Annotated in this window: 17 protein-coding genes; 1 reads left to right on the top strand and 16 read right to left on the bottom strand. The window is 62.0% G+C overall.

Annotated features, from left to right (window positions below; genetic code table 11):
- Window positions 1–69: 69 nt before the first annotated feature.
- From tal to OVA24_RS12875, 7 genes are all read right to left on the bottom strand, one after another.
- A complete protein-coding gene (gene tal, locus OVA24_RS12905; RefSeq protein ID WP_267670241.1) occupies window positions 70–1,029 on the bottom strand; it encodes a transaldolase in 960 nt (319 codons plus the stop codon).
- A 100-nt stretch (window positions 1,030–1,129) separates the two neighbouring features.
- Window positions 1,130–1,519, bottom strand: a complete 390-nt coding sequence (locus OVA24_RS12900; RefSeq protein ID WP_267670240.1) for a VanZ family protein — start codon at window positions 1,517–1,519, stop codon at window positions 1,130–1,132.
- A gap of 78 nt (window positions 1,520–1,597) precedes the next feature.
- Entirely contained in the window at window positions 1,598–1,870 is a 273-nt protein-coding gene (locus tag OVA24_RS12895) for a CopG family antitoxin (protein WP_267670238.1), read from the bottom strand.
- Window positions 1,871–1,884: 14 nt separating this feature from the next.
- On the bottom strand, window positions 1,885–2,163 hold the full coding sequence (locus OVA24_RS12890) for a BrnT family toxin (protein WP_267670237.1): 279 nt from the start codon (window positions 2,161–2,163) through the stop codon (window positions 1,885–1,887).
- A 59-nt stretch (window positions 2,164–2,222) separates the two neighbouring features.
- Entirely contained in the window at window positions 2,223–2,873 is a 651-nt protein-coding gene (locus tag OVA24_RS12885; protein WP_267670236.1) for a class I SAM-dependent methyltransferase, read from the bottom strand.
- Complete coding sequence (locus tag OVA24_RS12880) at window positions 2,870–3,652, bottom strand: glycosyltransferase family 2 protein (protein WP_267670235.1); 783 nt, start codon at window positions 3,650–3,652, stop codon at window positions 2,870–2,872. Before OVA24_RS12880 ends, OVA24_RS12885 begins: the two co-directional genes overlap by 4 nt.
- 64 nt (window positions 3,653–3,716) lie before the next feature.
- The gene (locus OVA24_RS12875; protein ID WP_267670234.1) at window positions 3,717–4,487 is read right to left on the bottom strand and encodes a lysophospholipid acyltransferase family protein; all 771 of its coding nucleotides are present in this window, start codon (window positions 4,485–4,487) and stop codon (window positions 3,717–3,719) included.
- Window positions 4,488–4,670: 183 nt separating this feature from the next.
- On the opposite strand from OVA24_RS12875, the gene OVA24_RS12870 reads away from it, so the two are divergent.
- On the top strand, window positions 4,671–5,114 hold the full coding sequence (locus OVA24_RS12870; protein ID WP_267670233.1) for a 3-hydroxyacyl-ACP dehydratase FabZ family protein: 444 nt from the start codon (window positions 4,671–4,673) through the stop codon (window positions 5,112–5,114).
- A 16-nt stretch (window positions 5,115–5,130) separates the two neighbouring features.
- Here OVA24_RS12870 and OVA24_RS12865 read toward each other — a convergent pair whose 3' ends face one another.
- The 9 genes from OVA24_RS12865 to OVA24_RS12825 all read right to left on the bottom strand — a co-directional run bounded on the left by OVA24_RS12865 (window position 5,131) and on the right by OVA24_RS12825 (window position 15,334).
- The gene (locus tag OVA24_RS12865; protein ID WP_267670232.1) at window positions 5,131–6,267 is read right to left on the bottom strand and encodes a MalY/PatB family protein; all 1,137 of its coding nucleotides are present in this window, start codon (window positions 6,265–6,267) and stop codon (window positions 5,131–5,133) included.
- 70 nt (window positions 6,268–6,337) lie between these two features.
- Complete coding sequence (locus OVA24_RS12860) at window positions 6,338–6,709, bottom strand: VOC family protein (protein WP_267670231.1); 372 nt, start codon at window positions 6,707–6,709, stop codon at window positions 6,338–6,340.
- A 46-nt stretch (window positions 6,710–6,755) separates the two neighbouring features.
- The gene (locus tag OVA24_RS12855; RefSeq protein WP_267670229.1) at window positions 6,756–7,535 is read right to left on the bottom strand and encodes a transporter substrate-binding domain-containing protein; all 780 of its coding nucleotides are present in this window, start codon (window positions 7,533–7,535) and stop codon (window positions 6,756–6,758) included.
- Window positions 7,536–7,673: 138 nt separating this feature from the next.
- Complete coding sequence (locus tag OVA24_RS12850; protein WP_267670228.1) at window positions 7,674–8,006, bottom strand: hypothetical protein; 333 nt, start codon at window positions 8,004–8,006, stop codon at window positions 7,674–7,676.
- Between the two features lie 22 nt (window positions 8,007–8,028).
- A complete protein-coding gene (locus OVA24_RS12845; RefSeq protein ID WP_267670227.1) occupies window positions 8,029–10,719 on the bottom strand; it encodes a vWA domain-containing protein in 2,691 nt (896 codons plus the stop codon).
- A gap of 50 nt (window positions 10,720–10,769) precedes the next feature.
- The gene (locus tag OVA24_RS12840) at window positions 10,770–11,204 is read right to left on the bottom strand and encodes a hypothetical protein (protein ID WP_267670225.1); all 435 of its coding nucleotides are present in this window, start codon (window positions 11,202–11,204) and stop codon (window positions 10,770–10,772) included.
- On the bottom strand, window positions 11,201–13,009 hold the full coding sequence (locus OVA24_RS12835; RefSeq protein ID WP_267670224.1) for a vWA domain-containing protein: 1,809 nt from the start codon (window positions 13,007–13,009) through the stop codon (window positions 11,201–11,203). The genes OVA24_RS12840 and OVA24_RS12835 overlap by 4 nt, the downstream gene beginning before the upstream one ends.
- Before the next feature lie 25 nt (window positions 13,010–13,034).
- Window positions 13,035–13,907: a DUF58 domain-containing protein gene (locus OVA24_RS12830; protein WP_267670223.1), complete on the bottom strand. Its 873-nt coding sequence runs from the start codon at window positions 13,905–13,907 to the stop codon at window positions 13,035–13,037.
- Window positions 13,904–15,334 (bottom strand): hypothetical protein, encoded by a 1,431-nt coding sequence (locus tag OVA24_RS12825; RefSeq protein ID WP_267670222.1) that lies wholly within the window; start codon window positions 15,332–15,334, stop codon window positions 13,904–13,906. Before OVA24_RS12825 ends, OVA24_RS12830 begins: the two co-directional genes overlap by 4 nt.
- Window positions 15,335–15,337 lie beyond the last annotated feature (3 nt).

Raw genomic sequence — 15,337 nt, 5'->3', positions numbered from 1 at the left:
ATGGGAACAAAAAGAAAGGCACGCGCGGACGCGTGCCTTTCCGTTCCGGATTTTGAATGAGCCGCTGGTTCAGAGGGAAGCGGCGATGAGCTTCTCAAGCTTCACGATGTCGGCGGCAAACTTGCGGATGCCGTCGGCGGTCTTTTCGACGGCCATGGCGTCCTCGTTGAACATCAGGCGGAAGGATTTCTCGTCCAGGGTGATCTGTGCCACGTCGGAGGCGGCCGCTTCCTCGGCGGAAAGTTTCTTTCCGACCGGTTCCGTGGATGCCTGGAGTTCCGCGAGCAGGCTCGGCCCGATGGTGAGCAGGTCGCAACCGGCGAGCGCGAGGATCTCCCCCTTGTTGCGGAAGGAAGCGCCCATCACTTCCGTGGTGTAACCGAACTTCTTGTAATAGGTGTAGATCTCACGGACGGAAACGACACCGGGATCCTCCTCCGCCGTGTAGTCCTTGCCGGTGCTGGCCTTGTACCAATCGAGGATCCGTCCGACGAAAGGGGAGATGAGCTGCACGCCGGCCTCCGCGCAGGCGACTGCCTGGGCAAAGGAAAAGAGCAGCGTGAGATTGCAGTGGATGCCTTCCTTCTCCAGGACCTCGGCGGCCTTGATACCTTCCCAGGTGGAGGCGATCTTGATGAGGATGCGGTTGCGGCCGTGTCCTTCCGCCTCATAGGCGGCGATGAGCTGGCGGGCCTTGGCGATGGTGCCGTCCGTGTCGAAGGAAAGGCGTGCATCCACCTCGGTGGAAACACGACCGGGGACGATTTTCAGGATCTCCAGCCCGAAAAGGATGAGGATGCGGTCAAGGATGGTCTCCATGAGTTCCTGGCCTTCCTTCCCGGATTTTTTCCCATCAGTGATCGCCTGGTCGATCAGGTGGCGGTATTCCGCTTTTCCCGCAGCCTGCAGGATCAGGGAGGGGTTGGTCGTCGCGTCACGGGGTTGATACGCTTTCATCGACTCGAAATCGCCGGTATCGGCGACGACGGTGGTGAACTGTTTGAGCTGGTCGAGTTGGTTGGCACTCATTGCCACCACATTATGCCGGGCCTGCGGCGAGGAAAGTTGAAAAGCGGGGGAACGGAGGTCCGGCGGATGAGAACGCTTCAAGCCGCGGATGAACCGGGTTTCAGCGGAGAATGTGGTGCAGGCGGCGGAACACCAAAGCCCCGCACAACGCGCCGCTGAGATCCGCCAGCCAGTCGCCGGGATCGTTGCCGGTCCTCCCCGGGACATGGCTCTGGTGATGTTCATCCAGCCAGCCGACGAGGGAAAATACAAGAATCACGCACAACAGGATCCACAACCAGCGTGGACGGTCAGGGGACAGGCGGAAAAGGAAGGCGGTGAACAGACCTCCACCACCGAAGAAATAGCCGAAATGAACGACCTTATCCAGGCCTGGGACCGGCGGCAGACCGCCCGCGTCCCCGGAGCGGGAGGAAAGCAGCCAGAGGATGCCGAACCAGCCTGCGAAGCACGCGAACCAGAACCAGGGGTTGCGCGGCGGGGAGATCAAAACTCGGCTGGGCAGGATTTACCCTTTCCAAGGGCAAACGAAACGGAGAGGCCATGTGACCTCCCCGTGGAATCCGGATCACTGCTTGCGCATCTCATCCTCCAACCGTTCCGCGAGCCACTGTTTCATCATCGACTGATAGTTGAGGAAGCGGGAGCGGGCAATGCGCTTGATCCGCGACAACATCCGGGGGTCGAACCGGAGGGTGATGGTGGTGGATTCGCGCGAATCCGCCTCATGGACGGAGGTGGACATGAGACGCGGGTCCAGTTCGTGGGTCGCCCAGAACTGGGCTTCGGCGGCCTCATCGGGGAATTCCGGGATGTCAGACCAGCGGGAGATAGGGGTCATTTCGGGATGGGGTTTTAGCGGAATTCCGCGTATTTGCGGTCGTAGAATTTCTGCTCTCCTTCGGTCATGTCGCGCGCGGCGACCACCCGGACGGTCTTGCCGTCCGTTCCGAAGCAGAAAAAGAGATAGCGGTCGGCCACCGTGCGGCCGAGGGAGTAATAGCGTGAGGAGCCGTCGCCGCGTTCGCTGTCAGGGAGAAAGCGGACGGAAAACGGATCTTCCAGCGCTTCCTCAAGCTCGCGTGGCTTGATCGAGCGGAGGTCGAATTGGACGTCGATAAGGTCGAGTTCCATGGGGTGATGGTGGAGAGTCTGTTAGGGAAGTGCAATCACTCGCTCCAAAAAAGAGCGGTTTATTGCCGGTTTAGCACGATGAGATGGTTGTTGAAAGGTGTTCGTCCCCAGAGTGGGGCTATGTCGACCTTTCCGAACGGTGAGAGAATCCGGGAGAAATCCTCCGCAGTGGGGTAGTGGGTGGGGGCGGCCTTCATCCAGAAAGTCACCTTTGCGAGCAGATCTCCCAGAATGGTGACACGGAAACGCCACGAATCATCCCGCACGCAGGAGCGGATAAGGAGTTTGCCGCCCGGAAGGACGTTGGAGGCGGCCTGCTGGAGCAGCGTCTCCTGCTGCTGCGGGGTGAAGAACTGCAGGATATCGAGGATGGTCACGTTGCCGGCGTGTTCCGGCAGTCCGTTGCGGGCGTCATGGAAGGCGAAAGTGAGATCGGAGAAGCCGGAACCGGGAATCGCTTGGTTCGCATATCTGATCTTCGGTTCGTCGTAGTCCAAGCTGTGGATGGGAAAGGTGAGGCCCTTTTCCCGGAGGTAGAATGCCAGCACGCCCAGTCCGCACCCGAGATCCTGCAGAGGAAGGGCTGATCCCTCCAATTCCTGGTGGATGGCGGTGTAGAGGGGATCGGTGCTCAGCTTGGAACGCACGTAATAGTGGTGCTGCTTCCTTGGAAACAGATCGGCGATGCGTCGTTCGAGGGTAGCGGTCACGCGCTGGGTGGATTGAGATGATCGAGGGGGTTGGAACCCCGGACAGCAAGCAGGGGCAGGCGGAGGAGGAAGCCGGCCATCAGCCGCATGTGCATCCAGGTGAGCAGGGTATTGTCCCGCAGGTAGCGGAACTGGGAGATCCCGCCTTCCTCCTTGCTGGGGTAGCGCACCGGCGTGGCGAGGTTGAGGATCGGCACCCCGCTCCATGCAAGACGGACGGCGACCTCCGGGTCGAAGTCGAAACGGCGGGCGAAGGCGGTGGATTCCATGACCTCCATCAGTTTCTCCGCTGGATAGAGCCTCATTCCGAACAGGGAATCATCGATTCCCCAACCCAGTGTCTCGAGGTTCGCCCAGAAGTTGGACACCTTCCGCCCGTTGACGCGGATGGCCGGAGCGGAAGAGTCGAAAACCGGCCTGCCGAAAACGGCAGCCTCCGGATGTGCGGCGGACAACCGGAAGAACTCCGGGAGATGGGGGGCTGGGTGCTGGCCGTCCGCATCCATGGTGAGGACATGGGTGTAACCAGCTTCGATGGCCGCCTTCAGTCCATGGAAAACGGCGGCGCCTTTTCCAGAATTCCGCTCCAACCGGAGGATGCGGAAGTCCTGTGAGGATGCAGGGGAGAGTCCTTCCAGCAGGGCGGGGGAACCGTCGGTGGAACCATCAACGACGACCCACAGCGGGAGTCCGGAAGCCAGCGCGTTGGAGACGGTATCGCGGAGAATGGGGCCGGTATTGAAAGTCGGGATCAGGATGAGCGGTCTCGAATCGGCCATGTGCGGATGTGCTTTACCCACGGTGAGCGGGCAGGGCAAGCGTGCTGGCATAGGCATCGGCGAATCAAACACCGGTTTGACGCCTCAACGGGTGGAATTTTGCAAGTTCCTGCTCATAGACCTGTTGCAGGCGGTTGGTGAACGCGGAGGCGGACTCATTCTCATCCGGGAGAAGTGGCTCCCCGACGCTGACGGCGATCTCGATGGGGAAGATGGGTGGCTTCCACAGCGGCCAGCCCTTCTGGAGGAACCGGCTGTTGCTCCGGATGAAAACGGGATACACCGGCACTTTGGCGCGGATGGCGATCAGGGCGCAGCCACCCTTCAGAGAATTGATCCAACGCTCCGTGGGGAGGGTGCGTGTTCCTTCCGGAAAAAGGAGGAGTTGGCCACCACGCCGGAGGGCCGCCGCCGCGTCGCGGACCATGCGGGAAGTGGCTCCATTCGGAATGTAACCGGAGAGGCGGGATCCGCCACCGAGGAAGGGATTCCGGAGGATCGAGTTTTTCATCACACAGATGGCCTGTGGCAGACGGGCGATGATGAAAACGGCATCCCACAGGGAGGCATGGTTGGGCGCGACGATGACGGGGGTGGATACGTGTCCGAGTTTCCCCAGCTCGGATAGATCCACTCTCAGAAGGCCGGTTGCCTTCAGATACATCACGAAAAAGTGGAAAATGTAGTGGTGGATCTGGCGACCCAACCTCTCACCCGCACCACGTGGCAATATGAACGAAAGTGTGCCGCAGACGATGGTCACCAAGAGTCCGAGAATGCCCCAGTAAAGGATGGCACCGGCCATTGCCAGCAGGTCCAACGGAACGCGGGCCAACGGACGTGTCCGGGCTCGTTCGGCCCGAAAAGAAGGGATGGCACTGGGATCCGCAGGGTGCAACAGTAAGAAAGGGGGTGACGGCTTGGACAGAGGCACGTAACCAAAAATTACCGCACTGGTCGATCTTTTTTACGAGCTGCCTTGCCAAGAAGTCGATGCCCCGCAAACCATCCCGCAAGCATGTCCGAGCATCCTTCCGCACTTGACGCCCTCCCACACGGACCATCGTTCCGTTTTGTCGATGAGCTGGTTTCCCTCGATGGCGGAAAGCGGGGTGAAGGAATCTACCGCGTGAAGGGGGACGAGGCATTCCTGGAGGGCCATTTTCCGGGAAATCCGATGATGCCGGGGGTGATCCTCATTGAGGCCATCGCCCAACTGGGGGGAGTGGTGGCACAGAGCGACCCGGTGGAGAAGCCTCTTTCCGACATGCGCCTGACGGCGGTGAGGGCGGCGAAGATCCTTGGCGCGGCGGTGCCCGGAGAAATCCTGGAGATCCGTGTGGCGGTGGAGGGACGGATGGGCGGGCTGGTCCAGGTGGATGGTGAGATCCACACCGGTGGCAACTTGCTCGCCAAGGCGAAGATCACCCTGAGCGGGGAAATCTCCGGCTCAGCCACCTGATCCCCGGTCGGTCGGGTCAGAGGACCGCCTTGATCTTCTCCAGACCTTCCATCATCCGGGAGCGTGGGCAGCCGAAGTTGAAGCGGAAATAACCGGGCCAGCCGAAGAATGTGCCATCGGAAAGGAACAGGCCCGCCTTCTTCTCGAAGTGGTTGGCCGGGTTGTCATAGCCGGCATGCTTCGCGTCGATCCATGCGAGGTACGTCGCCTGCGGAGCGAGGATGGAAAGGCCGTCACACTCGTTGTTGATGAAGTCCACGAGGATGTCGCGGTTGCCCTTCAGGTAGGCCATGAGTTCCTGCCTCCATGGCTCGCCGTGGCGGTAGGCGGCCTCCGCGGCGTAGTAGGAAAGAGCGTTGATCTCCGCGAGCGTATGGCCCCGGGCAGCGGCGAATTTCCGGCGCAGCGAGTCGTCCTGGATCACAGCGAAGGCATATCCCAGGCCAGCGATGTTCCATGTCTTGCTCGGCGCCAGCAGGGTGATGACGCGGTCGCGGTATTTCTCCGGCAGGTTGAGCGCGGAGAAGTGGGGAGTCACCGTTTCATCGAAGATCAGGTCGCAGTGGATCTCATCCGAAATGAGGACGAGGTCGTGGAGTTCGCAGAATGCGGCAAGCTTCACGATCTCCTCTTTCGAAAAGGCACGGCCAAGCGGATTCTGTGGATTGCAGAGGATGAAGATCTTCGTGTCCGGACGGACGGCGGCATCCATGGCAGCCCAGTCGAACGTCCACACGCCGTCCTGGAGAACGTGGTCGGTGGTGATCAGCTTCGTGTCCGCATCATGATGGACGCCGAGGAAAGGAGGATAGACGGGCGTGCAAGTCATCACCGATTCCCCGGGCTTGCAGAAGGCCCTCGCGGCGAGGGAAAGCGCCGGCACCAGCCCTCCGAGATGGACGATTTCTCCGACGATCACATCCGCCCCGCGGCGGTTCTTCAAGTAGCTGAGGACGGCCTCGTTCAGGGATTCATGCGCCTGGGCGTAGCCGAAGATACCGTGGTCCACGCGGCGGTGCAGCGCTTCCAGGATCTCCGGCGGTGAGGCGAAATCCATGTCCGCGACCCAGAACGGGTCGAGTTCCGGGCGGCGGTCATACTTGATGTTGCCGGTGCCGCGGCGGGGGATGACGGTGTCGAAATCGAAAGGCATGCGGCGGGATCTTTCGCCCCTGATGGGGGGAAGATCAAGGCCGATGACGCGCGGACATCTCCACCCGCCCTCAAACAACCGAGTGCAGGCCGATCATGTTGCCCTCCGTGTCCGTCACCAGGGCAATGTGGCCATACGGACCGATGGAGAATTTCTTCTTGTGGATGGTGCCGCCCGCTTCCTCGACCCGTGCGGCTTCCACGGAACACTCCTCGCAGCCAAAGTAGGGGATGACGCTGTTCCGTCCGGCGGAGAAGCCCTCCATCTTCACCAGCGCACCAGCCGCGCCGACGATCTCCCGGGACATGGGGAAGCTCCACATCTCAGGCTCCGGGTTTTCCAGCCGCTCCAGTTTGATCTGGAACACCTGTTCGTAGAACTTCTTCGCGCGCTCCATGTCATCGACATAGATCTCCACCCAGCGGAAGGGATTCGGGGTCATGGTGGAGGAAGGTAGGATGGGTTCCAGCTCCCGTCCAATCCGGAGATCACCTCAGCGGGGATGCGATGCCCTGCTCGGCCAAGGCGGCTTTCTCTTCCTTCAGATATTGGTCGGTGAGTTTCTCCAGGCCACCTTCCGACCGGAAACGGGAGAGGAAGGCGTTTGTCTGTTGGAGCAGGTCCGGGTCTTTCTTCGAGATGCCGACCGCCCAGGACTCCTCGGTGAATGGCTTGAGGAGGGCCCGGGTGGTGTCCGGATTTTTCCGCTGGTAGCGGAGGATGCTGAGTTGGTCGTAGATGAACGCGTCCGCACGGCGTTGCGCCACCTCCAGCACACAGGCGGCGTCATCGCTGAAGGCGGTGAGTTTGGCATCCGGGAGGTTCTTGCGGACCCACGCCTCGCTGGTGGTGGAGGACTTCACCGCGAGCCGTTTGCCGGGTGCTTTGAGATCGTGGATGGACTCCGCGTCTGAGTTCTTTCCGACCAGCAGTGCCAGACCGGTGAAGGCGTAGGGCTCGGAGAAATTGATCGACTCCCGCCGTTCATCGGTGGCGGTCATGGAGGAGATCACCAGGTCGATGGAGCCGGACTTGAGTGCGGGGATGAGACCGGAGAACTCCATCGGCACGATCTTCAGCGGGCGCTTCAGATCCGCTGCCAGCGCTTCCGCGAGTTTCACGGAGATGCCATCCGGTTCACCGGAAGGAGTCTGCGTCTCGAACGGAGGATAGGTCAGCTCCATGCCCACGCGGAGGGTGTTGGAGTCCGTCCGCTTGCAGGCGGTGAGGAGAAGGAGAGGAAGAAGGATGAAGGAAAGGAGGCGCATGGTGGAAAGTAAGGAGGGTGGACACTCTTGTCCACCGGCTGCATTGGCGATGCGATGGAAGATGAATTCTGTTAGAGGTGTTTTGCCTTGTGTAGATGGGTTCCCGTTGCAGACGGAGGACAAGAGTGTCCTCCCTCCTTACTTCACGGAAATGCCATGCGTTTCACGAAGCGCACGACCGGGATAGTGCAGAGCGATAACCGCCGAGGAGACGGCGGCAAACCCACATCCCAGCGTAAGAAACCAAACCGCAGCTCCGGCATATCGCCTGCCGTAGAAAATTCCCTCGACGAGCAGTGAATTCACCATCTGCTCCCGTCCCAATTTATCCTGCCCGTAGAGGTTAGGCTGATTTTTGAGACGCTGTCGTTCCTCACCGATCCAGAGATCCTCCGCTTTTGAAAATTTCCCGAGTCCCACCACGATAAGGAAAATCAGGAGGATCGATTGAGCGACACAGAACCATTTCATTGTGCGGGTGAAGAGGAGGGGTTCATTTCCGATCCTTGGCTTTCTGGAAGCGCGAGCGCCTCGCGGATTCGTCCACTTCCTCCAGGACTGGGGAAGGTGATGGTGCATCCTCCTTCACCTGTGGCATCACCGGTGCGACTTTGGCGGGTTTGTATTTCGGGGCCTTCGGGATCTTCGGTTGCGGGGCGCGCTGGGGAAGGGCGAACTGCGGCAACCTCCAGCCGGTGCGGGTCATGAGGGCCTCCGTGATGATCAGCAGGATCAGTGCGATGCCCAGCGGCAGCCGCAGGTTGGTTTCCGCGATGAACGGCGGCCGCAGCCATGCGGTGGAGAGGTCCAGCAGTTCCCGGCCGCCGGTCTGGGCGGAGACGGAGCGAAGTTCCGCGACGCGGGCGGAATCGAACGACCACTCCACGGACGAGCCGACATTCACGGGGCCGAATGCCAGCGCGTGCTCACCTACCCGGACGGCTCCACGGACGACGCTGCCTTCCTCAAGGTCCCGGGTGAGGGAGAAATGACCCGGTGCGATGCGCCGCCACGGCAGGTCATAGGCAGCGGTTCCGCTGTCATCCTGAAGCCTCACCTTCGGCGGCAGGGCGGCGAGTTTCTGGCCCCATTCCTCCGCGTCATAGAGCAGGTCCACGGTGAGGCGGGTGCCTTCGATGCGGTGGCGGATGGCGATGCCGGGCGGCGTGACATCGCCCATCAGGAACCGTCCGAGCGTCTGGAGGAAGTCTCCGTATCCCGGCCAGCTGCGCACCTTCTCCGAATAATCCCCACCGAGCGGGAAGGACACGGCGGCCGTCCTGCCAAGGCCCCGCCGGGCGTGGGCGACCAGCGGGCCGAGGTATTCATCCGCCGCGATCAGGGAAACGGTCGCGTCCGGCCTGGCGTAGGAAAGGTTGTAGCCGTCCACCTCCGGCAGCCAGTTGAGCGCCTTCGGCGAGATCTCCGACCAGCGGCCGGTCGCCTTCGTGCCGACCGGATCCTTGAGGAAGGCGGAGCGGGCGATGGTCACGGTTTCCTGGGCGAAGATCTTCGGGATGTCCATCGGACGGTCGGAGAAGAAGATCCGGCCGTTGCCCAGCTTCGCGACATCCTCGATGAAGGCCGCGTCGGGGTCCGCCTTGGTGCCCAGGCCGATGACGGAGATGGTGCAGCCGCCGTCCGTCATGTCCTTGATGAGCTTCTTGTAGTCGCCCGGTTCCTCGGAGTCCGCGGCGTCGGTGAAGAGGATGACGTGGCGGGTCCCGGCTTGGGACTTCTGGAGTTCCTCCCATGCGGCCTTCAGTGCGGTATAGACGTAGATGCCGCCACCGCCGGACTCGATCTTCCGCGCCCGCGCCCCAAGTTCCTGCTTCCGGTTTCCAACAGTGGTGAGCGGGATGGTCTTCGTCGGCTCGCTGTCCACGGCGAAGACCGCCACCTGATCCATGGGTCCGAGCAGATCGATCGCATTCGCGGCGCCGCTGTTGGCGAGGTCCATCTTCGTGTTCTTCGCATCGACGTTGACCGCCATGGAACCGGAGCGGTCCATGACGATCGCGAGCGCGACGGAGAGCTTGCGGTGCTCGTTCTTCAGCTCCATCGAGATGGGGAGCAGCGGATCGATGGCCGATTCGAAATAGCCGCCGGCACCGAAGGAGCGCTCGCCGCCGGCCATGAGGAATCCCCCCCCTTGCTCGCGTACGAAGAAGTCGAGCGCTTTCATGAAATCGTTCGGGATCTCATGGGCGGGCACGTTGTTGAGAACCACCGCCTTCGCACCGGTGAGCAGTCCCGCCTTGAGCTGGGTGGAATCGCTGATGATCTGGACGTTGAAGTCGAGGGAGGAAAGTACCTTCGCCAGCGGGTCATTCTCGTAGCGGGAAACGAGGACCAGGCGCGGTCCGCCGGTAACTTCGATCCAGCGGCTGGCCTTGTTGTTGCCCATGTGGGCGTCGCCTTCCGCGCGCACCTCCGCCTCGTATTCGTAGGCACCGGAGCGGGGGATGCGGTCGGTGAATTCCACCGTGGCATTCCCTTCGGTGAGGGTCACCTTCGTCTCGGTGAGGGTTGCTCCGTTGCGGCGCAGGATGAGCGGCACCTCCAGGCCGTTGGGGCCGCGTGCGGTGATGGTGATGACAAATGGCTCGCCGATCTGCACGCGCTCCGGGAAATGCAGCCGTGCCAGACGCACGTCGTTCGCATCCTCTTCCCGGACGATGCGGTAGTCGATGGGGATGCCCCTGGCCTCCAGTTGGGCGGCGGCTTCCTGGACCGGCTCGGTGGAGTAACCGTCGGTGAAGATCAATACGCGGGAAGGACGCTTCTCATCCGACTCCGCGGCGATGGTGGAAAGGGCGAGGCCGGTGCGCGTGAGCTTGCGGGAGCCGGTGAAGGAGGAACCGTCCGCCCCCATTTCCGCGATCTCCGCGGCGTAGTTGTGGAAGTAGAGATTGTCCCTGCGGGTGGGCTTTGCCTTTTCCAGCAGCCGCTGCCACTCCGGCAGGCCCTTGTCGATGAGATCCTCGGTCGAGTCCGAACGATCCAGCAGCACATGGAGGTCCAGCGAGTTCTGCTGGCGGTGCAGGACCGGCTCCGCAAGCGCCACCACCGCCAGCAGCAGGATGACCATGCGCAGAGGCGAATGCAGCCGCAGACTCCGCCAGAACCAACCGACGAGGGCCAGTGCGGGGATCAGGAGGAAAAATTCGGGGTGAAGGAACATTTTAGAGGAACATCGAACATTGAACGTCCAACATCGAACATTGAACGGGGTCAGGGATAGATGGAGATGGGCTTGAAACTGGCAGCGGTGTCAGCCTCTGCCCTGCGAACCGTGCCATTGCGATAGTATAGACGAACGATATGAAAGCCGGCAGCGTCCCCGCCGGAAAGGGATATGGTGAAATTGGAAGGAGTGTTGCCGGAGACGGAGAAGTCCAATTCGCTGGGATGAGCGATGTTCCGGATAATCATTGCCGGAACATCGAATCGTTGGGATCCGTCCGTGAAATGGAGATGGGTTGCCTGCCAATCGGGTTCGCTGTCGGTGAACAGCCATCCGCCATACCTGCCGGTTTTGGGGATTCGTTCTTTCTCGGTCCCGTGCATTTCCCAAGAGCCACCATTGGTGGTTACGAACGCGTTTCGCTTGCCGCATGCCGAAACGGAGAGGCTGATGGGAACGCAGACCAAGGGAAGAATTTTCATGAGGCTACCGGGACTTCGGACGGCCCTTCGTTTCGCTTCGATTTCGTGAACTTCCACGATGCGAGCAGCGCGGCCAGCAGGAGCATCAGCCAGATCTGCCAGTAGGGATCCGGCTTGGTGTGGCGTTCGGTGGTGGTGGAGCCGAGCTTTGCGAAATCGGAGATCGGAGCGCAGGCGGAAAAGTCCGCCTCCCGGGTGTCCGCGAAGTGGAGTGCGGCGGTGAGCAGGGGCTTGTCCCCCTGGGTGGCCGTCAGGAAGCCGGGGTCGCCGGGGGTGTGCGAGCCGCTGCCGGGACGCAGCGCGCTCTTTCCAGTGGGATCGGTTGCCTTGACGAGAAGGGGGACGCCGGGAGCGGTGGTGAGCGTGAGTGGTTGGTTCGTCTCCAGATTCGCGGAAACGTGGGCCACCTTCGCCTCACGGATGGTTTCGGCGAAGCGGTGCAGCAGGACGATGAACGCGGGCTGCTGGAGGGCATTGGAAAGCCGGAGGTCGAAGTTGAAGCGGAGCTGGCGGAAGGCGGGCTTCTCCGGTGTGGCGGGCACGTCGCGGACCAAGATGAGGGGCCGTTTTTCCTGCCACAGCAGCACGCGGTCGGTCGGCGCGCGGTCGAGCTGGATGGTTTCCCGGACGAGCAGGGATTGCCAGTTCAGTCCATCCAGCAATCGGTCCGGCTCAGCAACGATGCCCCCACGGAGGTAGGCTCCGGCGCTGGTGGAGTCCTCAACGAAAATGATGGAGTTCCCTTCCGGCAGGACGGGATCCAATGGATCATAGGAAGCGATGGCCAGATCCGCGGTGGCGGCGTCATTGACGGGCACCGCGGATTCCAGCGACTTCAGCAGCTTTTCCGTGAGGGATGCGAAGGCAGGGGAAGTGTTGGTAAAGAGGTTCAGCGGCTTCGCGGCGGGAGCGACCAGCGGCAGCACGTCATCCAATGCGAAGGCATCCGCCGAGAGGACGATGCGGACATTCTCCGCGTCCTTCGGAAACGCGGCCTGGAGGGTGACCAGCGCACCGGGGGCGATGCTGAAACCGCGTGGCTCCGTCGCTCCTTGGGATGACTGCAGGGACCATGTGCGCTCGGCGGGCGCGGTGCCATAGTTCCGGACCATGGCCTTCCATACGAGTGCGCCTTCCTCCTGCGAGAATGTCACTCCGGTGAAGCCGGCATTCTCCACCGGCTTTCCGGCGGAGAGCATGCGGGCGTTGAAGGGCAGGGGAACCGGCTCCCCATCACTGTCCAGGGAGGGCGTGTCCGTGACGTAGATCACGCTGCCTTCGGATGAGACGAGCGACCGCGCCAGGCGGAGGGAGGCCGTGGGATCATTCATGCCATCCCGTGGATTCCATCCTTCCATGGCCGTTTTGAAGTCATCAATGGAGGTTCCCGAGTACAGCCGCGGCCGGGTGGGGATGGATTCCAGGACGGTCAGCTCGAGTGTTTCCGCGGAGCCTTTGAGCGATGGCAATGCCTCGGTGAGCTGCTTGATCGCTTCCTGCCTGGAAACACTCATGGAGGCGGAGGAGTCCAGCACCACCGCCACGCGCTGGACGGTGCCGGATTTCGGGAAGCGGGGTTCGACAAGGAACCAGGTGAGCAGCAGCACGGCCAGCAACTGCATCCACAGCGGGATGGATGGGATGAGGCGGTCGAATTTCCTCCCGCTGGCGGCATCCCTCTGGGTGCGCTCCAGCAGGAAGAGGGTGGAGACGGGCAGCTCGATGGCCTTGCGCTGGAGGAAATGGATCGCCAGCACGGCGGGGATGCCGAGCAGGGCGAGCAGGCCTAGTGGGTTGGTGAGCATGGAAAGAGGAAGCGCGTGCCGGAGATCACGTGGACTCCAGAGTGTGGCGGGCGTGCTGGAAGAGGGTGGGGATCAGGTCCGGCTCGCAGGGGATGCGGGAGAAGGCCGTCTGGTGACGGATCGCGGTCTGCTTCCAGAGTGAGAAGTGGTTGGTATAGGCCTCCAGATAGCGGCGCAGGGTGGCAGGCTCGATGCGGTGAGCGTGGCGGGTGTTTTCCTCCGGATCGATGAACTCGTAGTTGCCGGACCACTCGGGGTCGGCCTCGGTGCGGAGGAAAGGGGAGAAGAGGAGGACGGTGCCGTGGCGCTGGCCCAGGTGGCGGAGGATGGGATCCGGATCCGCGGCGAACAGCAGGTCCGAGATCAGGACGCGGATGGAGTTCGCCCGCAGGGGGATGCGCGAAAGATCCGGTGCCTGGGCAGGGGTGGCGGCTTTCATGGCCCGTGCCTTCTCCATCCAGGTGTGGGACCGGATGGTGGAGGGATCGAGCGTGAGGGTGGAATCCCCGCGGACCAGATGGACCGCGATGGCGGCGCCAGCGGCGTGGCTGCTTTCGACGATGAGGTAGAACAGCTCCGCGGTGCGTGTGGCCTTCGCGCCATCGAAGAACATGGACTCGGATACATCCAGGATGAGGTCGATCACCGGGCGGACTTCTTCGCGGAACAGCTTCATGGTGTAGCTCCCCGTCCGGGCATACGCCTGCCAGTTGATGTGCCGCGGATCATCCCCGGGCACGTAGGAGCGGTGGTCCTGGAAATCCAGCGAGGAACCGGTCCCGCCACCCGCGAACTCGCCAGCCTGCCCGCGCCATACCTTCGAGCGCAGGGGCAGCCGGAAACGCGCCGCTGCGGCCAGCGCGCGGGAGTGGCATTGGGCGAGGTCGGCGGCGGTCATGCTTCGGAGGCGGTTTCCTTCCCTTCGGTCTTCCTCATGCGTTTCATGGCGATGATGGCCATGGTGATCAGCAGGAGGAAATAGAGGCCGGTCACGATGGGGGCGGCGGTCGGGGCGTACTCATATCCATCCGGCTGGCTGCCGACGATGGAAAGGAAGCTCAGAGGGTTCCAGGCCAGGAACCAAAGGAGTTCCTCGTTGCGGAGGGATTCGATGATGCCCCACATGACCAGCGTGAAGATTCCGCTCGCAGCCAGGATGAGGATGTAGGCGGAGACGCGGATGGCTTCATCCACCCGGAACAGCACGAGGATCACCGCAGGAAACAGAAGCCCGCCGATGACCGATGCCAGCACCACCTGATAGTCATCCGTCCAACCGGGTATCAGGCCGGAGTAGGTGACACCCAGAAAGATCCCGGAAAGCAGCAGCGAGAAGAACACACCCGCCGGCCAACCGGGAGCGAGAAAAAGCCCGGCCAGTTCCCCCAGCGGGCCGTTCCTTGCGAATGGGGTTCTCACCCCGGGAGGAAGGGTCGTTCGCTCGGTGAGAGCGGTGGCCATCGCCGGCAGGGCGATCAGCACGAACAGAAATGGCACCACCAATTCATTCACCGTGGTGCTTCCGATGATGGCAGCGGAGGCCGCAGCAACCGCCAGCACGATCAGTCTCCTCCTGGTGGTATGGTTCTCCGCGGCGGGGGCGATGAAGCTCACACCGAGCGACAGCAACGACCACCCCAGATAAAGGATCGCCAGTGCGTAGCTGCCCACGTAGACACGCGACTGGAAGTCACCGAGGGCGCAGTATTCGATGACGCTCGGGCCGCCGATGAAGCCGCGGGAAAAAATGAAGACGAGCGCGCTGTAGGTGAGGATAGGGATGCCGATGATGGGCATGAGCGCACGCAGGATCACCGAAGAAGATCCTGAAAGTCCCACGGTGATCGCGGTGAGGGCCACTGAGGTGAGGAAGATCATCAGCAACAGGACCACTTCCCCCAGCAGGTTCATCTTCCCGAAGAAATAGCGGAAGATGAGATAGGGGATGATGGTGGCGAAGATGAGCGCGGACTGGCTCACGATGGCGAACCACTTCCCATAGACGATGCGCCGTGCCGTCAGGCGGGTGAGCACGATCATGTCGAGCGTGTTGCCCTTCACCTCCGATGACAGGGCACCAATGCCCCGCAGTGGCTGCACAATCAGTACGGCGATGGCGAAGAACGTGAAGATGAAACCGGAAATCAACTTTCCGGCGGACGCTGACGAAGTGCTGGCCGTCGCGGTCAGGAGGATGATCAACAGGATGATCTGGAGGCTAAGGAAAACCGCGACGAAGGTCTTCGCGCGGAGCCCCTGGCGCAGCTCCTTCACCAGCATCGGTGAAAGCCGGTCAGGGAAGTCGGTGGAAGCGAAAATGGACATGGC

The organism is Luteolibacter sp. SL250, assembly GCF_026625605.1.
Classification (GTDB): domain Bacteria; phylum Verrucomicrobiota; class Verrucomicrobiia; order Verrucomicrobiales; family Akkermansiaceae; genus Luteolibacter.
The sequence above is the reverse complement of the archived record's forward strand: the minus strand, read 5'-3'. Positions and strand labels throughout refer to the sequence as shown.